Source organism: Geodermatophilus sp. CPCC 205506, assembly GCF_051383635.1.
Lineage (GTDB): Bacteria > Actinomycetota > Actinomycetes > Mycobacteriales > Geodermatophilaceae > Geodermatophilus.
Genome location: NZ_JALPKP010000080.1, coordinates 1 through 17907, shown reverse-complemented (window position 1 = coordinate 17907; position 17907 = coordinate 1). Strand labels below are relative to the sequence as shown.

Below are 17907 nucleotides of genomic sequence, written 5' to 3'. Positions count from 1 at the left end.
GTCGGCGAGCGCGCCGGCCAGCGGGCCCTCGGCGGCCGCGGCCGCGGTGGCGGCCATGCGGGCGACGTCGGGGCGCAGCCCGCGCAGGCTCTCGGCCAGCCAGGCCGCGGCCGAGCCGACGGTGGTGAGCAGCTCGGTGAGCGCCGGCCACTCGCTGTGCCAGGCGCCCGCGGCCCGCTCGTGCTCCTGCTCCATCGCGCCGAGGAGGGTGGCGACCAGCCCGGGCGCGCGGCGGGCGCAGGCGCGGGCGGAGATCGCGGCCACCGGGTTGCGCTTGTGCGGCATGGCCGAGGACCCGCCGCGGCCCTCCCCCACCTCTGCGGCCTCGGCCACCTCGGACTGGGCGAGCAGGACGACGTCGACGGCGACCGTGGCGACCGCCCCGGCCGCGGCGCCCAGGGAACCGGCGAGGTCGGCGATCGGCAGCCGCACGGTGTGCCACGGGACGGCGGTGGACGCCAGGCCCAGCTCCTGGGCGAGCGCCGCCCGCACGGCGACGCCGGCGCCGTCGCTGGCCGCCAGCGTGCCGACCGCGCCGCCGTACTGCACCGGCAGCGAGGCGACCACCTCGGCCAGCCGGACCCGGGCGCCGTCGAGGCCGGCCAGCCAGCCGGCCGCCTTGAGCCCGAAGGTGGTGGGCAGCGCCTGCTGCATCAGCGTGCGGCCCATGACGACGTCGTCCCGATGGGTGCGCGCCAGCCCCGCCGCGGTCTCCGCGGACGCGGCGAGGTCGGCGTCGATCGCGGCGACGGCGTTGCGCGCCAGCACCAGCAGCGCGGTGTCGAGGACGTCCTGGCTGGTGCCGCCGACGTGGACGGCGACCGCGTCGCGCTCCCCCACCGCGTCCTGCACCGCCCGCACCAGCGGCGGCACAGGGTTGCCCGCGTCGGCGGCCCGCGCCACGACGGTGGCGAGGTCCAGCCGGGACGGGTCGGCGCAGGCGGCCGTGACCGCGTCCGCCGCCGTCGTCGGCACGAGCCCGGTGCGCGCCGCGGCGCGGGCGAGAGCGGCCTCGACCTCGAGCAGCGCCCGGAACCAGGCGTCGTCGGAGACCGCGGCCGCCGCCGCGCCGCGGGCGAACGTGCCGGCGAACAGACCTGTCACGGTGTCCTTCCTACCGTGACCGGTCACAGCGCGAAGAAGACCGTCTCCGCGTCGCCCTGCAGGTGGACGTCGAACTCGTAGCCGTCGGCCGTCGGCGCGGCGATCAGCGTGTCCCGCCGGTCCTCCGGGATGCCGCGCAGGACGACGTCCTCGGCGTTGGCCGCGGCCTCGTCGGCGAAGTAGATCCGGGTGACCACCCGGTCGAGCAGGCCGCGGGCGAAGACGCTGACGTCGATGTGCGGGGCCTGCAGGCCGCCCTCGCCGTCGGGCAGCCGGCCCGGCTTGAGGGTGAAGAGGGCGAACTCGCCGGGGGGATCGATCGTCTGCACCCGGGCGTAGCCGCGGAAGCCGGGGTAGGACGACGCGCCGCGCGGGTCCTCGGGCGACGGGAAGCCGCCGTCCGGGTCGGCCTGCCAGGTCTCCACCATGGCGTCGGGGACGAGGGCGCCGGCGCCGTCGAAGACCCGGCCTCGGATCCAGATCCCGCCCTCGGTGCCCTCGGCGGCGGCCCACGCGCCGTCCGGCCAGGTCAGCCCGATCGCCAGGTACGGCCCGACGGTCGCGCTCGGGGTGGGGCCCAGCCGCAGCGGCCCGGTGAGGAAGCCGGTGCCGCGCTGCCCCGACCGCGGCTGGAAGGGCTCGGTGGGGTCGGCGGGGACGTCCAGCGGGTTGTAGGTGGTCACGCGACATCTCCGTCGTCGTCGGTCTCGAACGGGGTCTGCTCCGCGCCGCGCAGCACGATGTCCCACTGGAAGGCCAGCGCCCAGTTGTCCTGGGTGCGCTCGAGGTCGTACCGGCTGATGGCCCGGTGGCGGGCGGCCGGGGGGATGGCGTTGTAGATCGGGTCCTGACCGAACAGCGGGTCGTCGGGGAAGTACATCTGGGTGACCAGGCGCTGGGTGAAGGCCCGGCCGAACAGGCTGAAGTGGATGTGTGCCGGGCGCCAGGCGTTGTGGTGGTTGCCCCACGGGTAGGCCCCTGGCTTGATCGTCAGGAACTCGTACCGGCCCAGGCTGTCGGTGACCACCCGCCCGAGGCCGTCGAAGTGCGGGTCCAGCGGCGCCGGCCAGTTGTCGACGACGTGCCGGTAGCGGCCGGCCGCGTTGGCCTGCCACACCTCGACCAGCGCGTCGGGGACCGGGCGGCCGCCGCTGTCGAGCACCCGCCCGTAGACGAGGATCCGCTGGCCCACCGCCTCGCCGCCGTTGCGCCAGGTCAGGTCGGCGTCCTGCGGGACGACCCGCTCCTCGCCGAGCACCGGGCCGGTGACCTCGGTCAGCCGGTGCGGCAGGTCGACCGGCGTCCGCAGCGGTGCCCGCAGCCCGGTGCTCTTGTAGTCGGGGTACCCGACGGGAGTGCGCAGCGAGGGGTCCTCGCGCAGGTAGCGCGGCAGGTGCAGCCGGCTCTCGGAAGTGGTCCCGGTCATGCTGGGACGGTACGGCCGCCGGACTAGGCTGCCCAAGCCGAGACTGCCGTCCAGTGGAAAGGGGTGCCCGTGGCCGGTGGGAGCGCGACGCCCGGGCGGTCGGTCACCTCGCGGGCGCTGGCGGTACTCGACGCGTTCAGCAGCAGCGCTCCGCGGCTGTCGCTGTCGGAGATCGCCGAGCGATCGGGGACGCCGCTGTCGACGGCCCACCGACTGCTCGGCGAGCTCACCGACTGGGGTGCGCTGCAGCGGCGGGCCGACGGGCGCTACGAGATCGGCCGCAAGCTCTGGGACCTCGGGTTGCTCGCCCCCGTGCAGCTGGAGCTGCGGCAGGTGGCCGCCCCGTTCCTCCTCGACGTGCACACCGCCACCCGCGACACCGTGCACTTCGCCGTCCGGGAGGGGCGCGCGGCCCTGTACGTGGAACGGATCTCCGGCCGGGTGTCGGTACCGGTGGTCAGCCAGGTGGGCAGCCGGCTGCCGCTGCACGCGACCGGGGTGGGCAAGGTGCTGCTCGCCTCCGCGCCGGACGACGTGGTGGAGGGGGTGCTGCGGTCGCTGACCCGGGCGACCCGGCACACCGTCGTCGACCCGGCCCGGCTGCGCCGCGAGCTGGCCGAGGTGCGCCGCCGCGGGTACGCGCGCACCGCCGAGGAGATGTCGCTGGGCACGCTCTCGGTCGCCGTCCCGGTGCGGGCCGAGCGCGGCGGGGCCCCGGTCGTCGTGGCCGCGCTGGGCATCGTCGTCCCCAGTCACCGTCGGGATCTGACCCGGCTGGTGCCGGTCCTCGAGGTGGCCGCGCGGGGCATCGGGCGCGGGGTGTCGCGGGCCCAGCACTTCCACTGAGCGAGAGCCGACGGTTCCCCCGCCCGGATCCCGGCGGTCACACTCCCCCCGTGCGAACTCAGGTGGGGATCATCGGCGCCGGCCCGGCCGGCCTGCTGCTGTCGCGGCTGCTGCACCTCCAGGGGATCGACTCGGTCGTCCTGGAGAACCGGTCGCGGGCCTACGTGGAGGCCCGCATCCGCGCCGGCGTCCTCGAGCAGCACACCGTCGACACGCTGACCGCCGCCGGCGTCGGCGACCGCCTGCGGCGCCAGGGGCTCGAGCACCACGGCATCCACCTCCAGTACCCCGGCACCCGGCACGAGCTGGACTTCCCGGCACTGTGCGGCCGCACGGTCTGGGTCTACGGCCAGACCGAGGTCACCAAGGACCTGATCACGGCGCAGCTGGACGGCGGCCCGCCGCTGCTGTTCGAGGTCTCCGACGTCCACCCCGAGGACGTCGACGGCGACTCGCCCCGCATCCGGTTCACCGACGCCGACGGCGTGGCCCAGGTGCTCGAGTGCGACGTCATCGCCGGCACCGACGGCTTCCACGGCCCCTCGCGCCAGGTGGTCCAGGCCGCCGGCGGGACGGTGTGGGAGCGCACCTACCCCTACGCGTGGCTCGGCGTCCTGGCCGACGCCGCGCCGGCGACCGACGAGCTGATCTACGCCTGGCACCCCGAGGGCTTCGCGCTCTACTCGATGCGCTCGCCGACGGTGTCGCGGCTGTACCTGCAGGTCGACCCGCACGAGAGGATCGAGGACTGGTCCGACGACCGGATCTGGGACCACCTCGCCCGGCGGTTCGCCCTCGAGGGCTGGGAGATCAGCACCGGCACCATCACCGAGAAGTCGGTGCTGCCGATGCGGTCGTTCGTCAGCGCCCCGATGCGCCGCGGCCGGCTGTTCCTCGCCGGGGACGCCGCGCACATCGTCCCGCCGACCGGCGCGAAGGGCCTCAACCTCGCCGTCGCCGACGTCACCCTGCTGGCCTCGGCGCTGGTGCGGCTGCTCCAGGAGAAGGAGTCTGACCTGGTCGACACCTACTCCGACCGGGCGCTGGCGCGCGTGTGGCGGTGCACCCACTTCTCCTGGTTCATGACCTCGATGTTGCACCGCTCCGGGGACGACTTCGACGCCGAGCTGCAGCTGTCGCAGCTGCGCCGGATCGTCGCCTCGGAGCCCGCGGCCCGCGAGCTCGCGGAGAACTACACCGGCCTGCCCCTCGACCTCTGACCTGCTCCCGAGGCGGCGGTTTCCGCGGAAACCGCCGGTCCCGAGGCGGCGGTTTCCGCGGAAACCGCCCGGTCAGGGGGCGGCGTGGAGCAGGGTGAGGACGGCGTCGGCGGTGTGCGGGGCCAGGGGGAGGTGCGGCAGGACCGCCGGCAGCTCCTCGGGCTCGAGCCCCTCGGCCAGCAGCGCGCCGAGCAGCCGGTCGGCGGAGGCCGGCGGGACCGGCTCGGGCAGGCCCTCGGCCGCGAGGGCGGCCCGGGCGATGAACACCGCACCCGACGCGGCGGGGTCCTCCGCCGGAGGCGGCTCCGCGGCGGGCGCGGTCGCGCGGGTCAGCGCCTCCGCCGCGCGGACCAGCGACAGGGGCAGTCCCGCCGCCTCCACCTCCAGCAGCGGCTGGTCGGCCAGCGCGGCGAGCACCAGGTGCTCGGCCTCGGTCCGCAGCGGCGCCTCCCACTCCCCCGCGCGGACGGCGCCGACCAGGTCCCGGCCGTCCTCCCCGAGGTCGTCGAGCAGCTCGGCCCAGTCCGCCCGCCGGGTGGACAGGGCCCGCTCGGCGGCGAGCACGCAGGTGGCCAGCACGAAGGGCTCGAGCACCTCCCGGTCGAACCGGTCGGCGTAGACGCCGCCGTCGGCGTCCACCGCGTTGAGCACGTCGCGGAAGCTGCCGGGCCGGGCGTCGCCGAGGTCGAGCCGGCCGTCCTCCTCGCCGCTGAGCGCCAGCCCGCGCGCGGCGCGGTCGCCGATCGTGCCGCCGGTCTCGACGAGCCGCCCGCGCCGGCGCTCGTGGTGCGGCCGGTCGGACAGGCCGACGCTCCAGGCGCAGGCCTCGGCGATCAGTGCGGGAGTGCGCTCCCGCAGCACGTCACGGGTCAGCTGCCCCATCCAGTCGACGTCGAACACGTCGTCGAGGGTGCCCGTTCCGGCGGTCAGCCGAACAGGTCGCCCAGGAACGACTGCTTGCGCTTGGACCCGTACCCGGACGACGACGAGTGCTTCTTGCCCTGCACCTGGTTGAGCACCTCGCCGACGACGGCACCGAGCCCACCGGCACCGAGCCCACCGGCCCCGATGCCACCGGCGCCGTGCCCGCCGGACGCCGGACCGGTCGAGCCGCCGGGAGCCCCGTGCGACGCGGCGCCCTGCCCGGCCGGGGAGCGGCCGTGCCAGGCGGTCTCCGCGTCGACGAGCCGCTCGAGCTCGCCGCGGTCGAGGAAGATGCCGCGGCAGTCGGAGCACTGGTCGACGTGCACGCCGTTGCGCTCGTAGGTCCGCATCGAGCCCTGGCACTTCGGGCAGATCAGGTCCATGGCGGGGCAACGCACGACCCGCCGCAGACGGTTCCCCGCCGCCGTCCCTCCCGGCCCTACCGACGGGTAGCTCTTGTGGCATCGTCGGGGTCCCGTTCTGCGAGACGGCGACGCCGCCGTCAGGAGATGAGGTCCGATGCGGTTGCAGCTGTCCCCGGAGATGGAGGCCTTCCGGGAGGAGATGCGCACCTTCTTCACCACCCAGGTGCCGCAGGAGATCCGCGACACCGTCGCGGCCCGCCGCCACGTGACCAAGGAGCACTACGTCCAGACCCAGCGGGTCCTCAACGCCGCCGGCCTGGCCGTGCCGCACTGGCCGGTCGAGTGGGGCGGCCGGGACTGGACCCCGCTCCAGCGGCACATCTGGCGCGAGGAGATGCAGCTGGCCTGCGTCCCCGAACCGCTCGCCTTCAACTCGAGCATGATCGGCCCGGTGCTCGCCGCGTTCGGCAACCAGGAGCAGAAGGAGCGGTTCCTGCCGGCGACGGCGAACCTCGACATCTGGTGGTGCCAGGGCTTCTCCGAGCCCGAGGCCGGCTCCGACCTCGCCTCGCTGCGCACCACCGCCGTCCGGGACGGTGACGACTGGGTGGTCAACGGCCAGAAGACCTGGACCACGTTCGCCCAGCACGCCGACTGGATCTTCTGCCTGGTCCGCACCGACCCCACTGCGGAGAAGAAGCAGCGCGGCATCTCCCTGCTGGTCTTCCGCATGGACTCCCCCGGCGTCACGCTGCGCCCGATCGAGCTGATCGACGGCAGCCACGAGGTCAACGAGGTCTTCTTCGAGGACGTCCGCGTGCCCGGCGAGAACCTCGTCGGCGAGGAGAACCGCGGCTGGGACTACGCGAAGTTCCTCCTCGGCAACGAGCGGGTCGGCATCGCGCGGGTCGGCAGCACCAAGCGGCTGCTGGCTCAGGCCAAGGAGCACGCGGCGCAGATCACCTCCGGTGGCCGGCCGCTGAGCGAGGACCCGCACATGGCGGTCCGCCTCGCCGAGGTCGAGAACGAGCTGCTCGCGCTGGAGCTGACCGCGCTGCGCGTCGTCGCCACCTCCTCCGACGGCAAGCCGCACCCGGCGTCGTCGGTGCTGAAGCTCCGGGGCTCGGAGCTGCAGCAGGCGGCCACCGAGTTGCTGGTCGACATCGCCGGCCCGCTGTCGGTGGCGTCGTTCGCCGGGGAGGACTCGCTGGTGCCCGACTGGGCCCGGGTGGCCACCCCGGAGTACCTCAACCACCGCAAGGTCTCCATCTACGGAGGCTCCAACGAGGTGCAGCGCACCATCATCGCCGGCACGATCCTGGGGCTGTGATCTGACGTGGACTTCACCTTCGACAGCGAGCAGAACGACCTGCGTGGGGCCGTGCGCGGTCTCCTGGACCGGGCCTACGGCGACAGCGAGCAGCGCCGCAAGGTCGTCGCGGCCGACCCCGGGTTCGACGAGAAGACCTGGGCGCGGCTGGCCGAGATGGGCCTGCTCGGGCTGCCCTTCGCCGAGGAGCACGGCGGCATGGGCGCCGGGCCGATCGAGGTGGCGATCGTCGCCGAGGAGATCGGCCGCGTGCTGGCGCCCGAGCCGTTCGTCGAGGCGGTGGTCCTCGCCGGCGGCGTCGTGGCCGCGGTGGGCACCGATGCCCAGCGCGCCGAGGTGCTCGGGCCGCTGGCCGAGGGCGGCAGCGTGCTCGCCTTCGCGCACGCCGAGCCGGGCACCCGGTGGAGCCCGGCCGCGGCCGGGGTCACCGCGACCGGGGACGGCGACACCTGGCGGCTGACCGGCGTCAAGGAGCCCGTGCCGAACGGCGCGCGGGCCGACGTCCTCGTCGTGTCCGCGGTCGTCGACGGCGGGACCGCGCTCTTCCTCGTCCGCGGCGACGCCGAGGGGCTGGCCCGCACCGGCTACCGCACCCACGACGGCGGCCGCGCCGCCCAGGTGCGGTTCGACGGCACCCCGGCCGAGCTGCTCGGCGAGGGCGGCGGTTCCGCGGACCGGACGGCCGACATCGAGCGGGCCCAGGCCGCCGCCAGCATCGCCTACAGCCACGAGGCGATCGGCGCGATGGAGACCGCGCTGCGGACCACCGCCGAGTACCTCAAGACCCGCAAGCAGTTCGGGGTCACGCTCAGCCGGTTCCAGGCCCTGACCTTCCGGGCGGCGGACATGTACATCTCGCTGGAGCTGGCCCGGAGCACCGCGCTGTGGGCCGCGATGGTCCAGGACGCCGGTGGGGACGTCGTCACCGCGGCCGACCGCGCCCGGCTGCAGACCAGCCGAGCCGGCCGGCACATCGGCCAGGAGGCCATCCAGCTGCACGGCGGCATCGGGGTGACCGCCGAGTACAAGGTGGGCCACTACACCAGCCGGCTCACCGCGATCGACCACCTGCTCGGGAACGGCGACTGGGCCGCGGCCCGGCTCGCCGCGGGCGTCTCGACGTACGAGACGGTCGACCCGCTGGGCGCGCCCTACACCGGCTGAGGGACGGCGGGCGGCGTCCCCGATCCGGGGGCGCCGTCCGTTCAGCCGAGCATCGCCAGGCGCAGCTCCTCGGCCTCGGCCCGCACCTTCTCCAGCACCGGCCCGACGGCGTCCTCCCGCAGCACCCCGCCGGTCAGCCGCTCGACCGGCACCGGCAGGTAGCCCTCGGTGGTCAGCCGGGAGGCGATCTCCAGGGCCACGCGCAGCAGGGCGCCCTCGTCGGAGGCGAGGTCGTCGACGGCGCCCAGCGGCTCGACCATGCTCCGCGGGAAGCCCCACTGCTCCAGGGCGACGGCGGTCAGCCGGAAGGCGTGGATGCCGTAGCGCCGCACCTCAGCGGCCCGCCGTCCGCCGTTGGCGGGCTCCGCGGCGGTGAGCTCGGCGTAGCCCTCCTGGTCGTTGTGGTGCAGCAGCGCGACCCCGACCGGGGCGAGCAGCCCGAGGCACAGCGCGTCCTGCGGCCGCTCCCCGAAGCGGGGCGCGAGCGTGGACGCGGCGAGCGCGACCCCGGTGCTCATCCGCCAGAAGTCCCCGGGCAGCCGCGACTCGTCGTCCAGGTCGGTGAGCGCGACGGTGGCCATGGTCCGCACCGTGGTGAAGCCGATGACGGTCACCGCGAACTGCAGCGAGGTCACCCGGCCGCGCATGCCGAAGTACGCGAAGTTGGCCAGCTTCATCACCCGGCTGGCCAGTGCGACGTCGGCGGCCAGGATCTGGGCGAGCGCCTTGGCGCTGGTGTCGTCGGAGTTGGCGACCGACACGATCTGCGCCGCGACCGGCTTCTGCGCGGCCATGGTGTCGATGCTCGCGAGCACCGCGTCCAGGTCGAAGGACGGTGCGGCGGCCAGGGTGGGGGGCACGTCGGCTCCAGTGCGGGGAAACGGGTGGACGGAGGGGCCGCGGGACGGGGACCGCGTCATCGGGCGTGCGCGGCGAACCACTCGGCGGCCCGCGCGCCGGTCATCGGCTGGGCCAGGCTGTAGCCCTGCAGGTAGGCGGCCCCGAGGCGGGTCAGCTCGGTCGCCTGCTCGGCGGTCTCGACGCCCTCGGCCACCGTGGTGAGGCCGAGGTTGGTGGCCAGCGCGATGACCGCCGAGGCGATCTCGGTGTGCCCGTGGGACAGCTCGGCGACGAAGGAGCGGTCGACCTTCAGGCAGTCCACCGGCAGGTGGCGCAGGTAGGCCAGCGAGGAGTAGCCGGTGCCGAAGTCGTCGATCGCCAGCTGGACGCCGAGGTCGCGCAGCTGGGTGAGCACCACGCGCGCCGAGTCGGGGTCCTGCATGAGCGCCGACTCGGTGATCTCGATCGACAGCCGGGAGGGGTGCAGCCGGTGCCGCTCCAGGGCGGCCACCACGTGCGAGTGCAGGTTGTCGTCGAGCTGCAGCGCCGACACGTTGACGTTGGCCCGCTGCGGCGCCGCCCCGCCGAGTTCGCGGTCCCACTCGGCCAGCTGCCGGCAGGTCTCGTCCAGCACCAGGAGGCCGAGGCCGCCGATCAGCCCGCTCTCCTCGGCGAGGGCGACGAAGGTGGCCGGGCTGATCGCGCCGCGCTCGGGGTGCTCCCAGCGGGCGAGGGACTCCACGGCGGTGGCGGTGCGGTCCGCGGAGCTGAAGATCGGCTGGTAGAGCAGGGTGATGTCGCGGTCCTCGACGGCCCGGCGCAGCTCGGCCACCAGGCGCAGCTTGTCGCGGGCCTCGGCGCGGGCCTGCTGGTCGAGCACGGTGATCCGGCCCTTGCCGCCGGCCTTGGCCTGGTACATCGCGATGTCGCAGTCGCGGATGAGCTCGTCGGCGGCGAGGTGCTCGGCGGTCTGCACGGTGACGCCGACGCTGGCGTGCGGGCGGACGTCCACCCCGCCCAGTCGCACCGGCTGGGCCAGGGCCGCGCCGATCCGCGTCGCCAGGGTGACCGCGGCGTCCTCGTCGAGACCCTCGCAGACGACGACGAACTCGTCGCCGCCGAACCGGGCCACCAGGTCGCCGGGCCGCACCGTGGCGCGCAGCCGGGCGGCGACCTCGACGAGCAGCTCGTCCCCGGCCGCGTGGCCGAGGGAGTCGTTGACCACCTTGAAGTTGTCGAGGTCGAGGAAGAGGCAGGCCAGCCCGCTGTCACCGGGGCGGAACCGGGCGCCGACGTGGTCGGCGAGCAGCGTGCGGTTGGGCAGGCCGGTGAGCGGGTCGTGGTTGGCCTGGTGTGCCAGGCGGGCCTCGAAGGCCAGGCGGTCGGTGATGTCCTCGATGATGCCGACGAAGCCGGCGCCGACGCCGGGGGTGAACAGGTGGGCGAACCGGATGACCGTCGTCCGCTCGGTGCCGTCCTCGCGGACCAGCCGGGCCTGCGCCTCGCCCTCCCCGCCGCCGAGGACGGCGACGACCTGCTCGATCACGCCGTCGAGGTCGTCGGGGTGGACGGTGGCCATCCAGCCGGTGCCCAGCAGCTGCTCGGCCTGCAGGCCCACGAGGCTGCAGAAGGCGTCGTTGACGTGCGCCAGCCGCATGCCCTGCTCCGACAGCAGCGTGGGGATCGGCGAGCGCTCGGTGAGGGTGGCGAAGCGCTGCTCGTGCGCGTCGGCGGTGGCCCGCAGCGCCCGCTCCTGGTCGTTGGCCGCGGCCACCAGCCGGAGGGTCCACATCCGACCGGACGGCGTGGGGGTGGCCACGACGACGGTGTCGACCAGGGCGCCGCTCGCCGTCCGGACCTGCAGGGTCATCTGCGCGCTGCGCTCGCGCCGCAGCAGCAGCTTGACCTCGCCGCCGCGCAGCGTGGGCACCAGTGCCGACACCGGCAGCGAGCGCAGGTCCTCCAGGCCGTAGCCGAGCAGGTGGGTGGCGCCCTCGTTGCCCCAGGTGATCCGGTGCGTGCCCGCGACCATCTCCGCGACGAGGAGGGCGAGGGTGTCGCTCACCGCCGCGCCGTAGAAGATCGAGGAGACGATCTCGCGGGACACCAGCGGTTCGGCCGGCACGCTCGGCGCTGACACGTTCCCCCCCTCGCGGACGGACCGGCCTCGGGTGCCGGTCGGGCCGGGTGCCCGGCTCACGGTCAAGTACGGCAGCCGGGGGTCGTGGGTGCACCCGGCGCGGGCGCCCCGTCACCCTCTCGGGTGGGGTCGCGACCCCGCCCGGGCGCCGCGGGTTCCACGGCGCCGGGCATGATCGGCCCCGCACCGCACCTCGAGGTCCCGCCGACGCCGCCGGGGCCGCCCCCAGGAACGGAGTGGACGTGCTCATCGGAGTGCCCAGGGAGGCCCGGCCCGGCGAGACCCGGGTGGCGGCCACACCGACGACCGTGCGGCAGCTGCTCGCGCTCGGCTACGACGTGCTCGTCGAGGCCGGCGCCGGGCGGTTGGCCAGCTTCCCGGACGACGCCTACGCCGCGGCCGGCGCACGGATCGGGACCGGCGCCGACGCGTGGGCCGCCGACGTCGTCCTGCACGTGGCCAAGCCGACGACCGACGAGCTCGCCCTGCTCCGCGACGGCGGGATCCTGGTCAGCACGCTGAGCCCGGCGCTGGACCCCGACCTGGTGCAGGAGCTGGCCGCGCGGCCGGTCACCGCGCTGGCGATGGACGCCGTGCCGCGCATCTCCCGGGCGCAGTCGCTGGACGTCCTGTCCTCGATGGCCAACATCGCCGGGTACCGCGCGGTGATCGAGGCCGCGCACACCTTCGGCCGGTCGTTCACCGGTCAGGTCACCGCGGCCGGCAAGGTGCCGCCGGCCACCGTGCTCGTGGTGGGCGCCGGGGTGGCCGGGCTGGCCGCGATCGGGGCGGCGAGCAGCCTGGGCGCGATCGTCCGCGCCACCGACGTCCGGCCCGAGGTCGCCGAGCAGATCGAGTCGATGGGCGGGGAGTACGTCGGGGTGCCGGCCGACGAGCTGCAGGGCGGCGGCACCGGCTACGCGAGCGTCACGTCCGAGGACTTCGACCGGCGGGCTGCCCTGATGTACGCCGAGCAGGCCCGCGAGGTCGACATCGTGATCACCACCGCGCTCATCCCCGGGCGGCCGGCGCCGCGGCTGATCACCGAGGAGATGGTGGCGAGCATGCGGCCGGGCAGCGTGGTGGTGGACATGGCCGCCGCGCAGGGCGGCAACGTCGCCGGCTCGGTGGCCGACGAGGTGGTGGTGACCCCGAACGGGGTGTCGATCATCGGCTACACCGACCTGCCCGGCCGGCTGCCCGGCCAGGCCTCGCAGCTGTTCGGCACCAACCTGGTCAACCTGGTCAAGCTGCTCACCCCCGGCAAGGACGGGCAGGTCGTCCTCGACCTCGACGACGTCGTGCTGCGGTCGATGACCGTCGTCCGGGGCGGCGAGGTGCTGTGGCCGCCCCCGCCGGTGCAGGTGTCGGCGGCGCCGGCGGCCGGAGGACAGGCCAGCGACCCCGCACCGCGCGCGGCCGCCGTCCCGGTGGCGGCGTCCCCGCCGTCCCCGGCCCGGCGGGCCGCCATCGTCGGCGGCGCGGCCGTGGTGCTCTTCCTCGTGACGGCGTTCTCCCCGGACCCGCTGATCGGCAACCTCACGGTCTTCGCGCTGGCGATCGTCGTGGGCTTCTACGTCATCGGGAACGTGCACCACGCGCTGCACACCCCGCTGATGAGCGTGACCAACGCGATCTCCGGGATCATCGTCGTCGGCGCCCTCCTGCAGCTGGGCCACACCGGCCCCCTGGTCACCGCGCTCGCGTTCGTCGCGGTGCTGGTGGCCTCCATCAACGTCTTCGGCGGCTTCGCCGTGACCCGCCGCATGCTCGGCATGTTCACGAGAGGCTGACCGTGACCGCGCTCTCCGCCGCCTCCGCGGCCTACATCGTCGCCGGCCTGCTGTTCGTCCTCAGCCTGGCCGGGCTGTCCCGCCACGAGACCGCGCGGACGGGCAACGGCTTCGGCATCGCCGGCATGGCCATCGCGCTCGCCGCGACCATCGGCCTGGCCGCGCGCGACCTGGACGCGGGCGCGACGGCGCTGATCGCCGTCGCCATGCTCGCGGGCGCGGCCATCGGGCTGTGGCGGGCCCGCCGGGTGCAGATGACCGGCATGCCCGAGCTGATCGCGATCCTGCACAGCTTCGTCGGGCTGGCCGCGGTGCTGGTCGGCTGGAACGGCTACCTGTCCGTCGAGCGGGCCGGCGCCGCCCAGACCGAGGTGCCCGAGAACCTGCTCGGCATCCACTCCGCCGAGGTGGTCATCGGCGTCTTCATCGGCGCGGTCACCTTCACCGGCTCGATCGTCGCCTTCCTCAAGCTGTCGGCCCGCATCAAGAGCAACCCGCTGATGCTGCCGGGCCACAACTGGCTCAACCTCGGCGCGCTGGTCGCCTTCGCCGCGCTCACCGTCGCCTTCGTCGTCAGCCCGAGCCTGGGCGTGCTCGCCGCCGTCACCGTCCTCGCCCTCGCGCTGGGCTGGCACCTGGTCGCCTCGATCGGCGGCGGCGACATGCCCGTCGTCGTCTCGATGCTCAACAGCTACTCCGGCTGGGCGGCCGCCGCGTCGGGCTTCCTGCTCGACAACGACCTGCTGATCATCACCGGCGCCCTGGTCGGCTCCTCCGGTGCCTACCTGAGCTACATCATGTGCCGGGCGATGAACCGCTCCTTCCTCTCGGTCATCGCCGGCGGCTTCGGCAACGAGGGCAGCACCGCCGCGGCCTCCGAGGACGGCGAGCACACCGAGATCACCGCCGAGGACGCCGCCGACCTGCTCCGGACCGCCCGGTCGGTGATCATCACACCCGGCTACGGCATGGCCGTCGCGCACGCCCAGGGCCCGGTCGCCGAGCTCACCCGCAAGCTCACCGACAAGGGCGTGCGGGTCCGCTTCGGCATCCACCCGGTCGCCGGCCGGCTGCCCGGCCACATGAACGTGCTGCTGGCCGAGGCCAAGGTGCCCTACGACATCGTCCTGGAGATGGACGAGGTCAACGACGACTTCCCCGACACCTCCGTCGTCCTGGTCATCGGCGCCAACGACACCGTCAACCCCGCCGCCCTCGACGACCCCGGCAGCCCCATCGCCGGCATGCCGGTGCTGCACGTGTGGGAGGCCGAGGACGTGATCGTCTTCAAGCGGTCGATGAACACCGGCTACGCCGGCGTGCAGAACCCGCTGTTCTTCCGGGACAACACCCGCATGCTCTTCGGCGACGCCCGCGAGCGGGTGGACGACATCCTGCGCTCCCTGTGAGCAATCCCGCGGTCCTCGCCAGGCACTGTCGGTCCCGCTGAGCAACGCCTACCGTGGGTGTGTGCGCACTCAGGGACTGGTCACCGAACCGGTCCCCGTCGGCCCGGCGGACCACCTCTGCTGGGTCTACGAGGACGCGACGTCCTTCACCGCCGTCGCCGCCCGCTTCCTCGCCGGTGGCCTCACCCGCGGCGAGCGGCTGGTCTACGTCGGCGACGAGGACACGATCGACCTGCTCCGCAGCCGGCCCGGCCCGCTCGGCGCGGTGGAGCAGCTCGAGGCCGCCGGGACGCTCACGGTGCTGCCCCTGTCGCAGGCCTACGGCCGCGACGGCGGGTTCTCCCCCGAGGACCAGCTCGCCTTCTACGACGCCGCGACCCGCGAGGCGCTCGACGGCGGCGCCGTGGGCCTGCGGGTGGTCGCCGAGCTCACCGGGCTGGCCGCCGACCCCGGCCGCCGGTCGGAGCTGGTCCGCTGGGAGCACCTCGCCGACGGCTTCTTCGCCGGCGGTGCGGGCATGTCGGCCCTCTGCGCCTACCGCCGGGGCGCGCTCGGGGACGACGTCCTGCGCGAGGTGGCCGCGGTGCACCCGCAGGCGCGCGTGCCCGACGGCGTCCAGGCCGACGAGCTGGTGCCCTTCCGGGTGTTCGTCGACGGCGACCGGCTGGCCGTCTCCGGCTGCGTGGACGCCTTCGGTGCCGACCGGCTGCGCCGGCTGCTCACGACCTCCCCCGTCGACCGCGCCGAGGTGGCGATCCTGGACGTCGGGCTGCTCACCTTCGCCGACGCGGCCGGGTGCCGTGCACTCGCCGCCTGGGCTCAGGACCGGGTCACCCGCGGGCGGCGGGCCGAGCTGGTCGGCGCCTCCCCGCTGTTCGCCCGCGTGTGGCGGCTGCTCGGCTACGACCGGATCGCCCCCGTCACCACCGCCGGACGCGCGGCGTGACCGCCGCGCCCTCGGGCGCGGCGACCCAGCCCGCGTTCGTGCACGAGACCCTCCCCTACCGCGGCGACGAGGAGTTCCTCGCCGGCGTGGTCGGCTTCGTCCGCGACGGCCTGGCACGGGACGAGACGGTGGTCATCGTCGAGCCGACGCCCCGGCTGGCCCAGCTCCGCGAGGCGCTCCGCGGCGACGCCGGCGACCTGCAGTTCCTCGACATGACCGACGTCGGCGCCAACCCCGGCCGGATCATCGCCGCGTGGTCCGCGGCGCTCGACCGGGCCACCCGCGCCGGCCGGGTCCTGCGCGGGGTCGGCGAGCCGGCGCACCCGGCCCGGTCGGCGACCGAGCTGGTCGAGTGCGAGCTGCACGAGCACCTGCTCAACACCGCCTTCGACGGCGGCCCGGCGTGGCGGCTGCTCTGCCCCTACGACGTGGAGGGCCTCGCGCCGTCGGTGACGGCCCGCGCGCTGACCACCCACCCGTTCCGCGCGGGCCCGGACGGGCGGCCCCTCCCCACGGGGAAGCACACCGCACGGACGCCGGCCGAGCTGCTGTGCGAAGCGCTCCCGCCGCCGTCGGCCGAGGGCGTGCTGCGCGGGGAGTTCGGCGCCGGCGACGTGCCTGCCGTCCGGCGGACCGTCGCCCAGTACGCCCGCTCCTGCGGCCTCTCCGACGACCGCGCCGCCGGCCTCGAGCTGGCTGCCTCCGAGCTGGCCACCAACAGCGTCCGCCACGGTGGGGGCGCCGGGACGCTGGCGATGTGGACCGAGCCGGGCGCCGCCGTCGTCGAGTTCTCCGACGCCGGACGGCTGATCGATCCGCTGGTCGGCCGGCGTCCCCCGGCCACCGAGGAGTACGGCGGCCGCGGCGTCTACCTGGTGCACCAGCTCTGCGACCTCGTGCAGGTCCGCTGCACGACCCAGGGCACGACGGTCCGCATCTCCACCTGGCTCTGACGGTTGCGGCGCGGCCCGCCGTCGCCCACGGTTGCCCCGTGGACCCCTTCCGTGGCCTGGGCATGCCGCGCATCCCCGGACTATCCGAGCTGATCACCCTCATGCAGAACCAGACGGAGGCGCTGTCCCAGCTGCCGCGGACGATGAGCGACCTCAACACCGCCGTCCGGGAGCTCATCGCCGCCACCACCGTCGCGACCGACACGATCGCGTCGGCGCAGCGCACCGCCGAGCGCCTGGAGGCCCTCGTCGAGGAGCTCGAGGAGCCGGTGCGGTCCCTGCGGCCCGGGCTGGAACGGGTGAGCAAGGTGCTGGACGACCCGGTGATCGACACCGTCCCGGACACCCTGCGGCGGATCTCGGAGGACCTGCTGCCGCTGATCCACGGGCTGCGGCAGGCGACCACCCGGGTGAGCTCGGTCGCCGGCATCCTGCGCCGCCGGCCCCGGCCGGAGGACCCCGAGGGCGAGGTGCCCCCGCCGGTCGCCTGATCACCCGTCCCGCTCGAGCACGAAGGCGAACGGCGCCTCCAGGCCGCGCGCGTCCATGAGCCCGAGCAGCACGTCGGGGGTCACCTGGCGGAACGCGTCGACGACCGGCAGCCGGTCGTAGACCAGCGCGGCGGTGAGGACGCCGCGGTGCTCCAGCCGGCGCACCCGCGCCGTCGGCCGCCGGGTCGCCAGCAGCGGACGGACGGTGGCGAACGCGGCGCGGGCCGGGGCGCTGCGGGCCGGCGCGGGTGCGCGCAGGAGGAGGGCCAGCGGTGCGAGGGCCGGGTCCACGGGCCGCGGGACGCCGGCCCGGTCGCGGAACAGCAGCGGGTGCACGGTGTCGGCGTCGAGGAACTCCTTGCCGTACCAGCGGTGTGCGGGGAGCAGCCCGTCCAGCGGCGACCCGGTCGGCAGCTCGGACCCGCGCCAGCGGCCGATCAGCGTGCCCGGCTCGACGGCGGGCAGCCGGTCGGCGAAGGCGAGGACGTCGACGGGTGCGGCGCCGCCGCGGTGCCGCTCCAGCCAGTCCAGCGCCCCGGTCACGGGATCTCCCAGTGCGCCGGGTGCTCGAGGCCGGCCGGCAGCCGGGTGCCCGCGTCGCCGCGCGCGGCGGCCGTCTGCGGCCGCGTCAGGAACAGCGCGCCGGTGAGGTCGGCGCCCCGCAGGTCCGCGGCGCGCAGGTCGGCGCCGAGCAGGTCGGCCAGCCGCAGGTCGGCGTCCCGCAGGTCGGCGCCGATGAGGTAGGCGCCGCGCAGGCCGGACCCGCGCAGGTCGGCGCCGCGCAGCCGCGCCCCCACGAGGTCCCCACCGCGCCGTACCCGCGTGCGGCCCCGGACGCCGGCGCGGGCCCGCTCGCTGACCGACCGCAGCAGCCCGCCGGCCTCCTCGCGCAGGGCGGCGGTGTCGACGCCGGCGAGCTCGTCGGCGCCGGCGCCGGTCAGCCGCTCGGTGCGGTC

18 protein-coding genes are annotated in these 17907 nt (G+C 75.1%); 9 read left to right on the top strand and 9 right to left on the bottom strand.

Annotated features, from left to right (window positions below; translation table 11 throughout):
* The 3 genes from pcaB to pcaH all read right to left on the bottom strand — a co-directional run.
* Window positions 1–1104: 3-carboxy-cis,cis-muconate cycloisomerase (gene pcaB / locus MY520_RS26675; protein WP_436695722.1), on the bottom strand; the 1104-nt coding region annotated here is incomplete at its 3' end.
* A gap of 23 nt (window positions 1105–1127) precedes the next feature.
* A complete protein-coding gene (gene pcaG, locus MY520_RS26670; protein ID WP_436695721.1) occupies window positions 1128–1787 on the bottom strand; it encodes a protocatechuate 3,4-dioxygenase subunit alpha in 660 nt (219 codons plus the stop codon).
* Window positions 1784–2530 carry a protocatechuate 3,4-dioxygenase subunit beta gene (pcaH, locus tag MY520_RS26665; RefSeq protein WP_436695720.1) on the bottom strand — a complete coding sequence of 249 codons (747 nt, stop codon included), beginning with the start codon at window positions 2528–2530 and terminating at the stop codon, window positions 1784–1786. The genes pcaG and pcaH overlap by 4 nt, the downstream gene beginning before the upstream one ends.
* A gap of 69 nt (window positions 2531–2599) precedes the next feature.
* On the opposite strand from pcaH, the gene MY520_RS26660 reads away from it, so the two are divergent.
* The gene (locus tag MY520_RS26660) at window positions 2600–3376 is read left to right on the top strand and encodes an IclR family transcriptional regulator (protein WP_436695719.1); all 777 of its coding nucleotides are present in this window, start codon (window positions 2600–2602) and stop codon (window positions 3374–3376) included.
* A 50-nt stretch (window positions 3377–3426) separates the two neighbouring features.
* On the top strand, window positions 3427–4596 hold the full coding sequence (locus tag MY520_RS26655; RefSeq protein ID WP_436695718.1) for a 4-hydroxybenzoate 3-monooxygenase: 1170 nt from the start codon (window positions 3427–3429) through the stop codon (window positions 4594–4596).
* 72 nt (window positions 4597–4668) lie between these two features.
* Here MY520_RS26655 and MY520_RS26650 read toward each other — a convergent pair whose 3' ends face one another.
* Window positions 4669–5496 (bottom strand): hypothetical protein, encoded by an 828-nt coding sequence (locus MY520_RS26650; RefSeq protein WP_436695717.1) that lies wholly within the window; start codon window positions 5494–5496, stop codon window positions 4669–4671.
* A 26-nt stretch (window positions 5497–5522) separates the two neighbouring features.
* Window positions 5523–5903, bottom strand: a complete 381-nt coding sequence (locus MY520_RS26645; protein WP_436695716.1) for a zf-TFIIB domain-containing protein — start codon at window positions 5901–5903, stop codon at window positions 5523–5525.
* A 136-nt stretch (window positions 5904–6039) separates the two neighbouring features.
* Here MY520_RS26645 and MY520_RS26640 point away from each other — a divergent pair, with 136 nt between their 5' ends.
* Complete coding sequence (locus tag MY520_RS26640) at window positions 6040–7215, top strand: acyl-CoA dehydrogenase family protein (RefSeq protein ID WP_436695715.1); 1176 nt, start codon at window positions 6040–6042, stop codon at window positions 7213–7215.
* A gap of 6 nt (window positions 7216–7221) precedes the next feature.
* Window positions 7222–8379: an acyl-CoA dehydrogenase family protein gene (locus MY520_RS26635; protein ID WP_436695714.1), complete on the top strand. Its 1158-nt coding sequence runs from the start codon at window positions 7222–7224 to the stop codon at window positions 8377–8379.
* Window positions 8380–8420: 41 nt separating this feature from the next.
* On the opposite strand, the gene MY520_RS26630 is transcribed toward MY520_RS26635, so the two are convergent.
* Window positions 8421–9239 (bottom strand): HDOD domain-containing protein, encoded by an 819-nt coding sequence (locus MY520_RS26630; protein ID WP_436695713.1) that lies wholly within the window; start codon window positions 9237–9239, stop codon window positions 8421–8423.
* A gap of 56 nt (window positions 9240–9295) precedes the next feature.
* Window positions 9296–11359, bottom strand: a complete 2064-nt coding sequence (locus MY520_RS26625; RefSeq protein WP_436695712.1) for a putative bifunctional diguanylate cyclase/phosphodiesterase — start codon at window positions 11357–11359, stop codon at window positions 9296–9298.
* A 242-nt stretch (window positions 11360–11601) separates the two neighbouring features.
* On the opposite strand from MY520_RS26625, the gene MY520_RS26620 reads away from it, so the two are divergent.
* The 5 genes from MY520_RS26620 to MY520_RS26600 all read left to right on the top strand — a co-directional run bounded on the left by MY520_RS26620 (window position 11602) and on the right by MY520_RS26600 (window position 16951).
* Window positions 11602–13152 (top strand): Re/Si-specific NAD(P)(+) transhydrogenase subunit alpha, encoded by a 1551-nt coding sequence (locus MY520_RS26620; RefSeq protein ID WP_436695711.1) that lies wholly within the window; start codon window positions 11602–11604, stop codon window positions 13150–13152.
* A 2-nt stretch (window positions 13153–13154) separates the two neighbouring features.
* Window positions 13155–14561, top strand: coding sequence for a Re/Si-specific NAD(P)(+) transhydrogenase subunit beta (gene pntB, locus MY520_RS26615; RefSeq protein ID WP_436695710.1), 1407 nt, complete (start codon window positions 13155–13157; stop codon window positions 14559–14561).
* Between the two features lie 61 nt (window positions 14562–14622).
* Complete coding sequence (locus MY520_RS26610; RefSeq protein ID WP_436695709.1) at window positions 14623–15507, top strand: MEDS domain-containing protein; 885 nt, start codon at window positions 14623–14625, stop codon at window positions 15505–15507.
* Window positions 15504–16460 carry an anti-sigma factor RsbA family regulatory protein gene (locus tag MY520_RS26605; protein WP_436695708.1) on the top strand — a complete coding sequence of 319 codons (957 nt, stop codon included), beginning with the start codon at window positions 15504–15506 and terminating at the stop codon, window positions 16458–16460. The genes MY520_RS26610 and MY520_RS26605 overlap by 4 nt, the downstream gene beginning before the upstream one ends.
* A 38-nt stretch (window positions 16461–16498) precedes the next feature.
* Window positions 16499–16951 (top strand): hypothetical protein, encoded by a 453-nt coding sequence (locus tag MY520_RS26600; RefSeq protein WP_436695707.1) that lies wholly within the window; start codon window positions 16499–16501, stop codon window positions 16949–16951.
* Here the strand turns inward: MY520_RS26600 and MY520_RS26595 are convergent, their stop codons facing one another.
* Window positions 16952–17494 carry a GXWXG domain-containing protein gene (locus tag MY520_RS26595; protein ID WP_436695706.1) on the bottom strand — a complete coding sequence of 181 codons (543 nt, stop codon included), beginning with the start codon at window positions 17492–17494 and terminating at the stop codon, window positions 16952–16954.
* Window positions 17491–17907: pentapeptide repeat-containing protein (locus MY520_RS26590; protein ID WP_436695705.1), on the bottom strand; the 417-nt coding region annotated here is incomplete at its 5' end. The genes MY520_RS26590 and MY520_RS26595, both read right to left, overlap by 4 nt.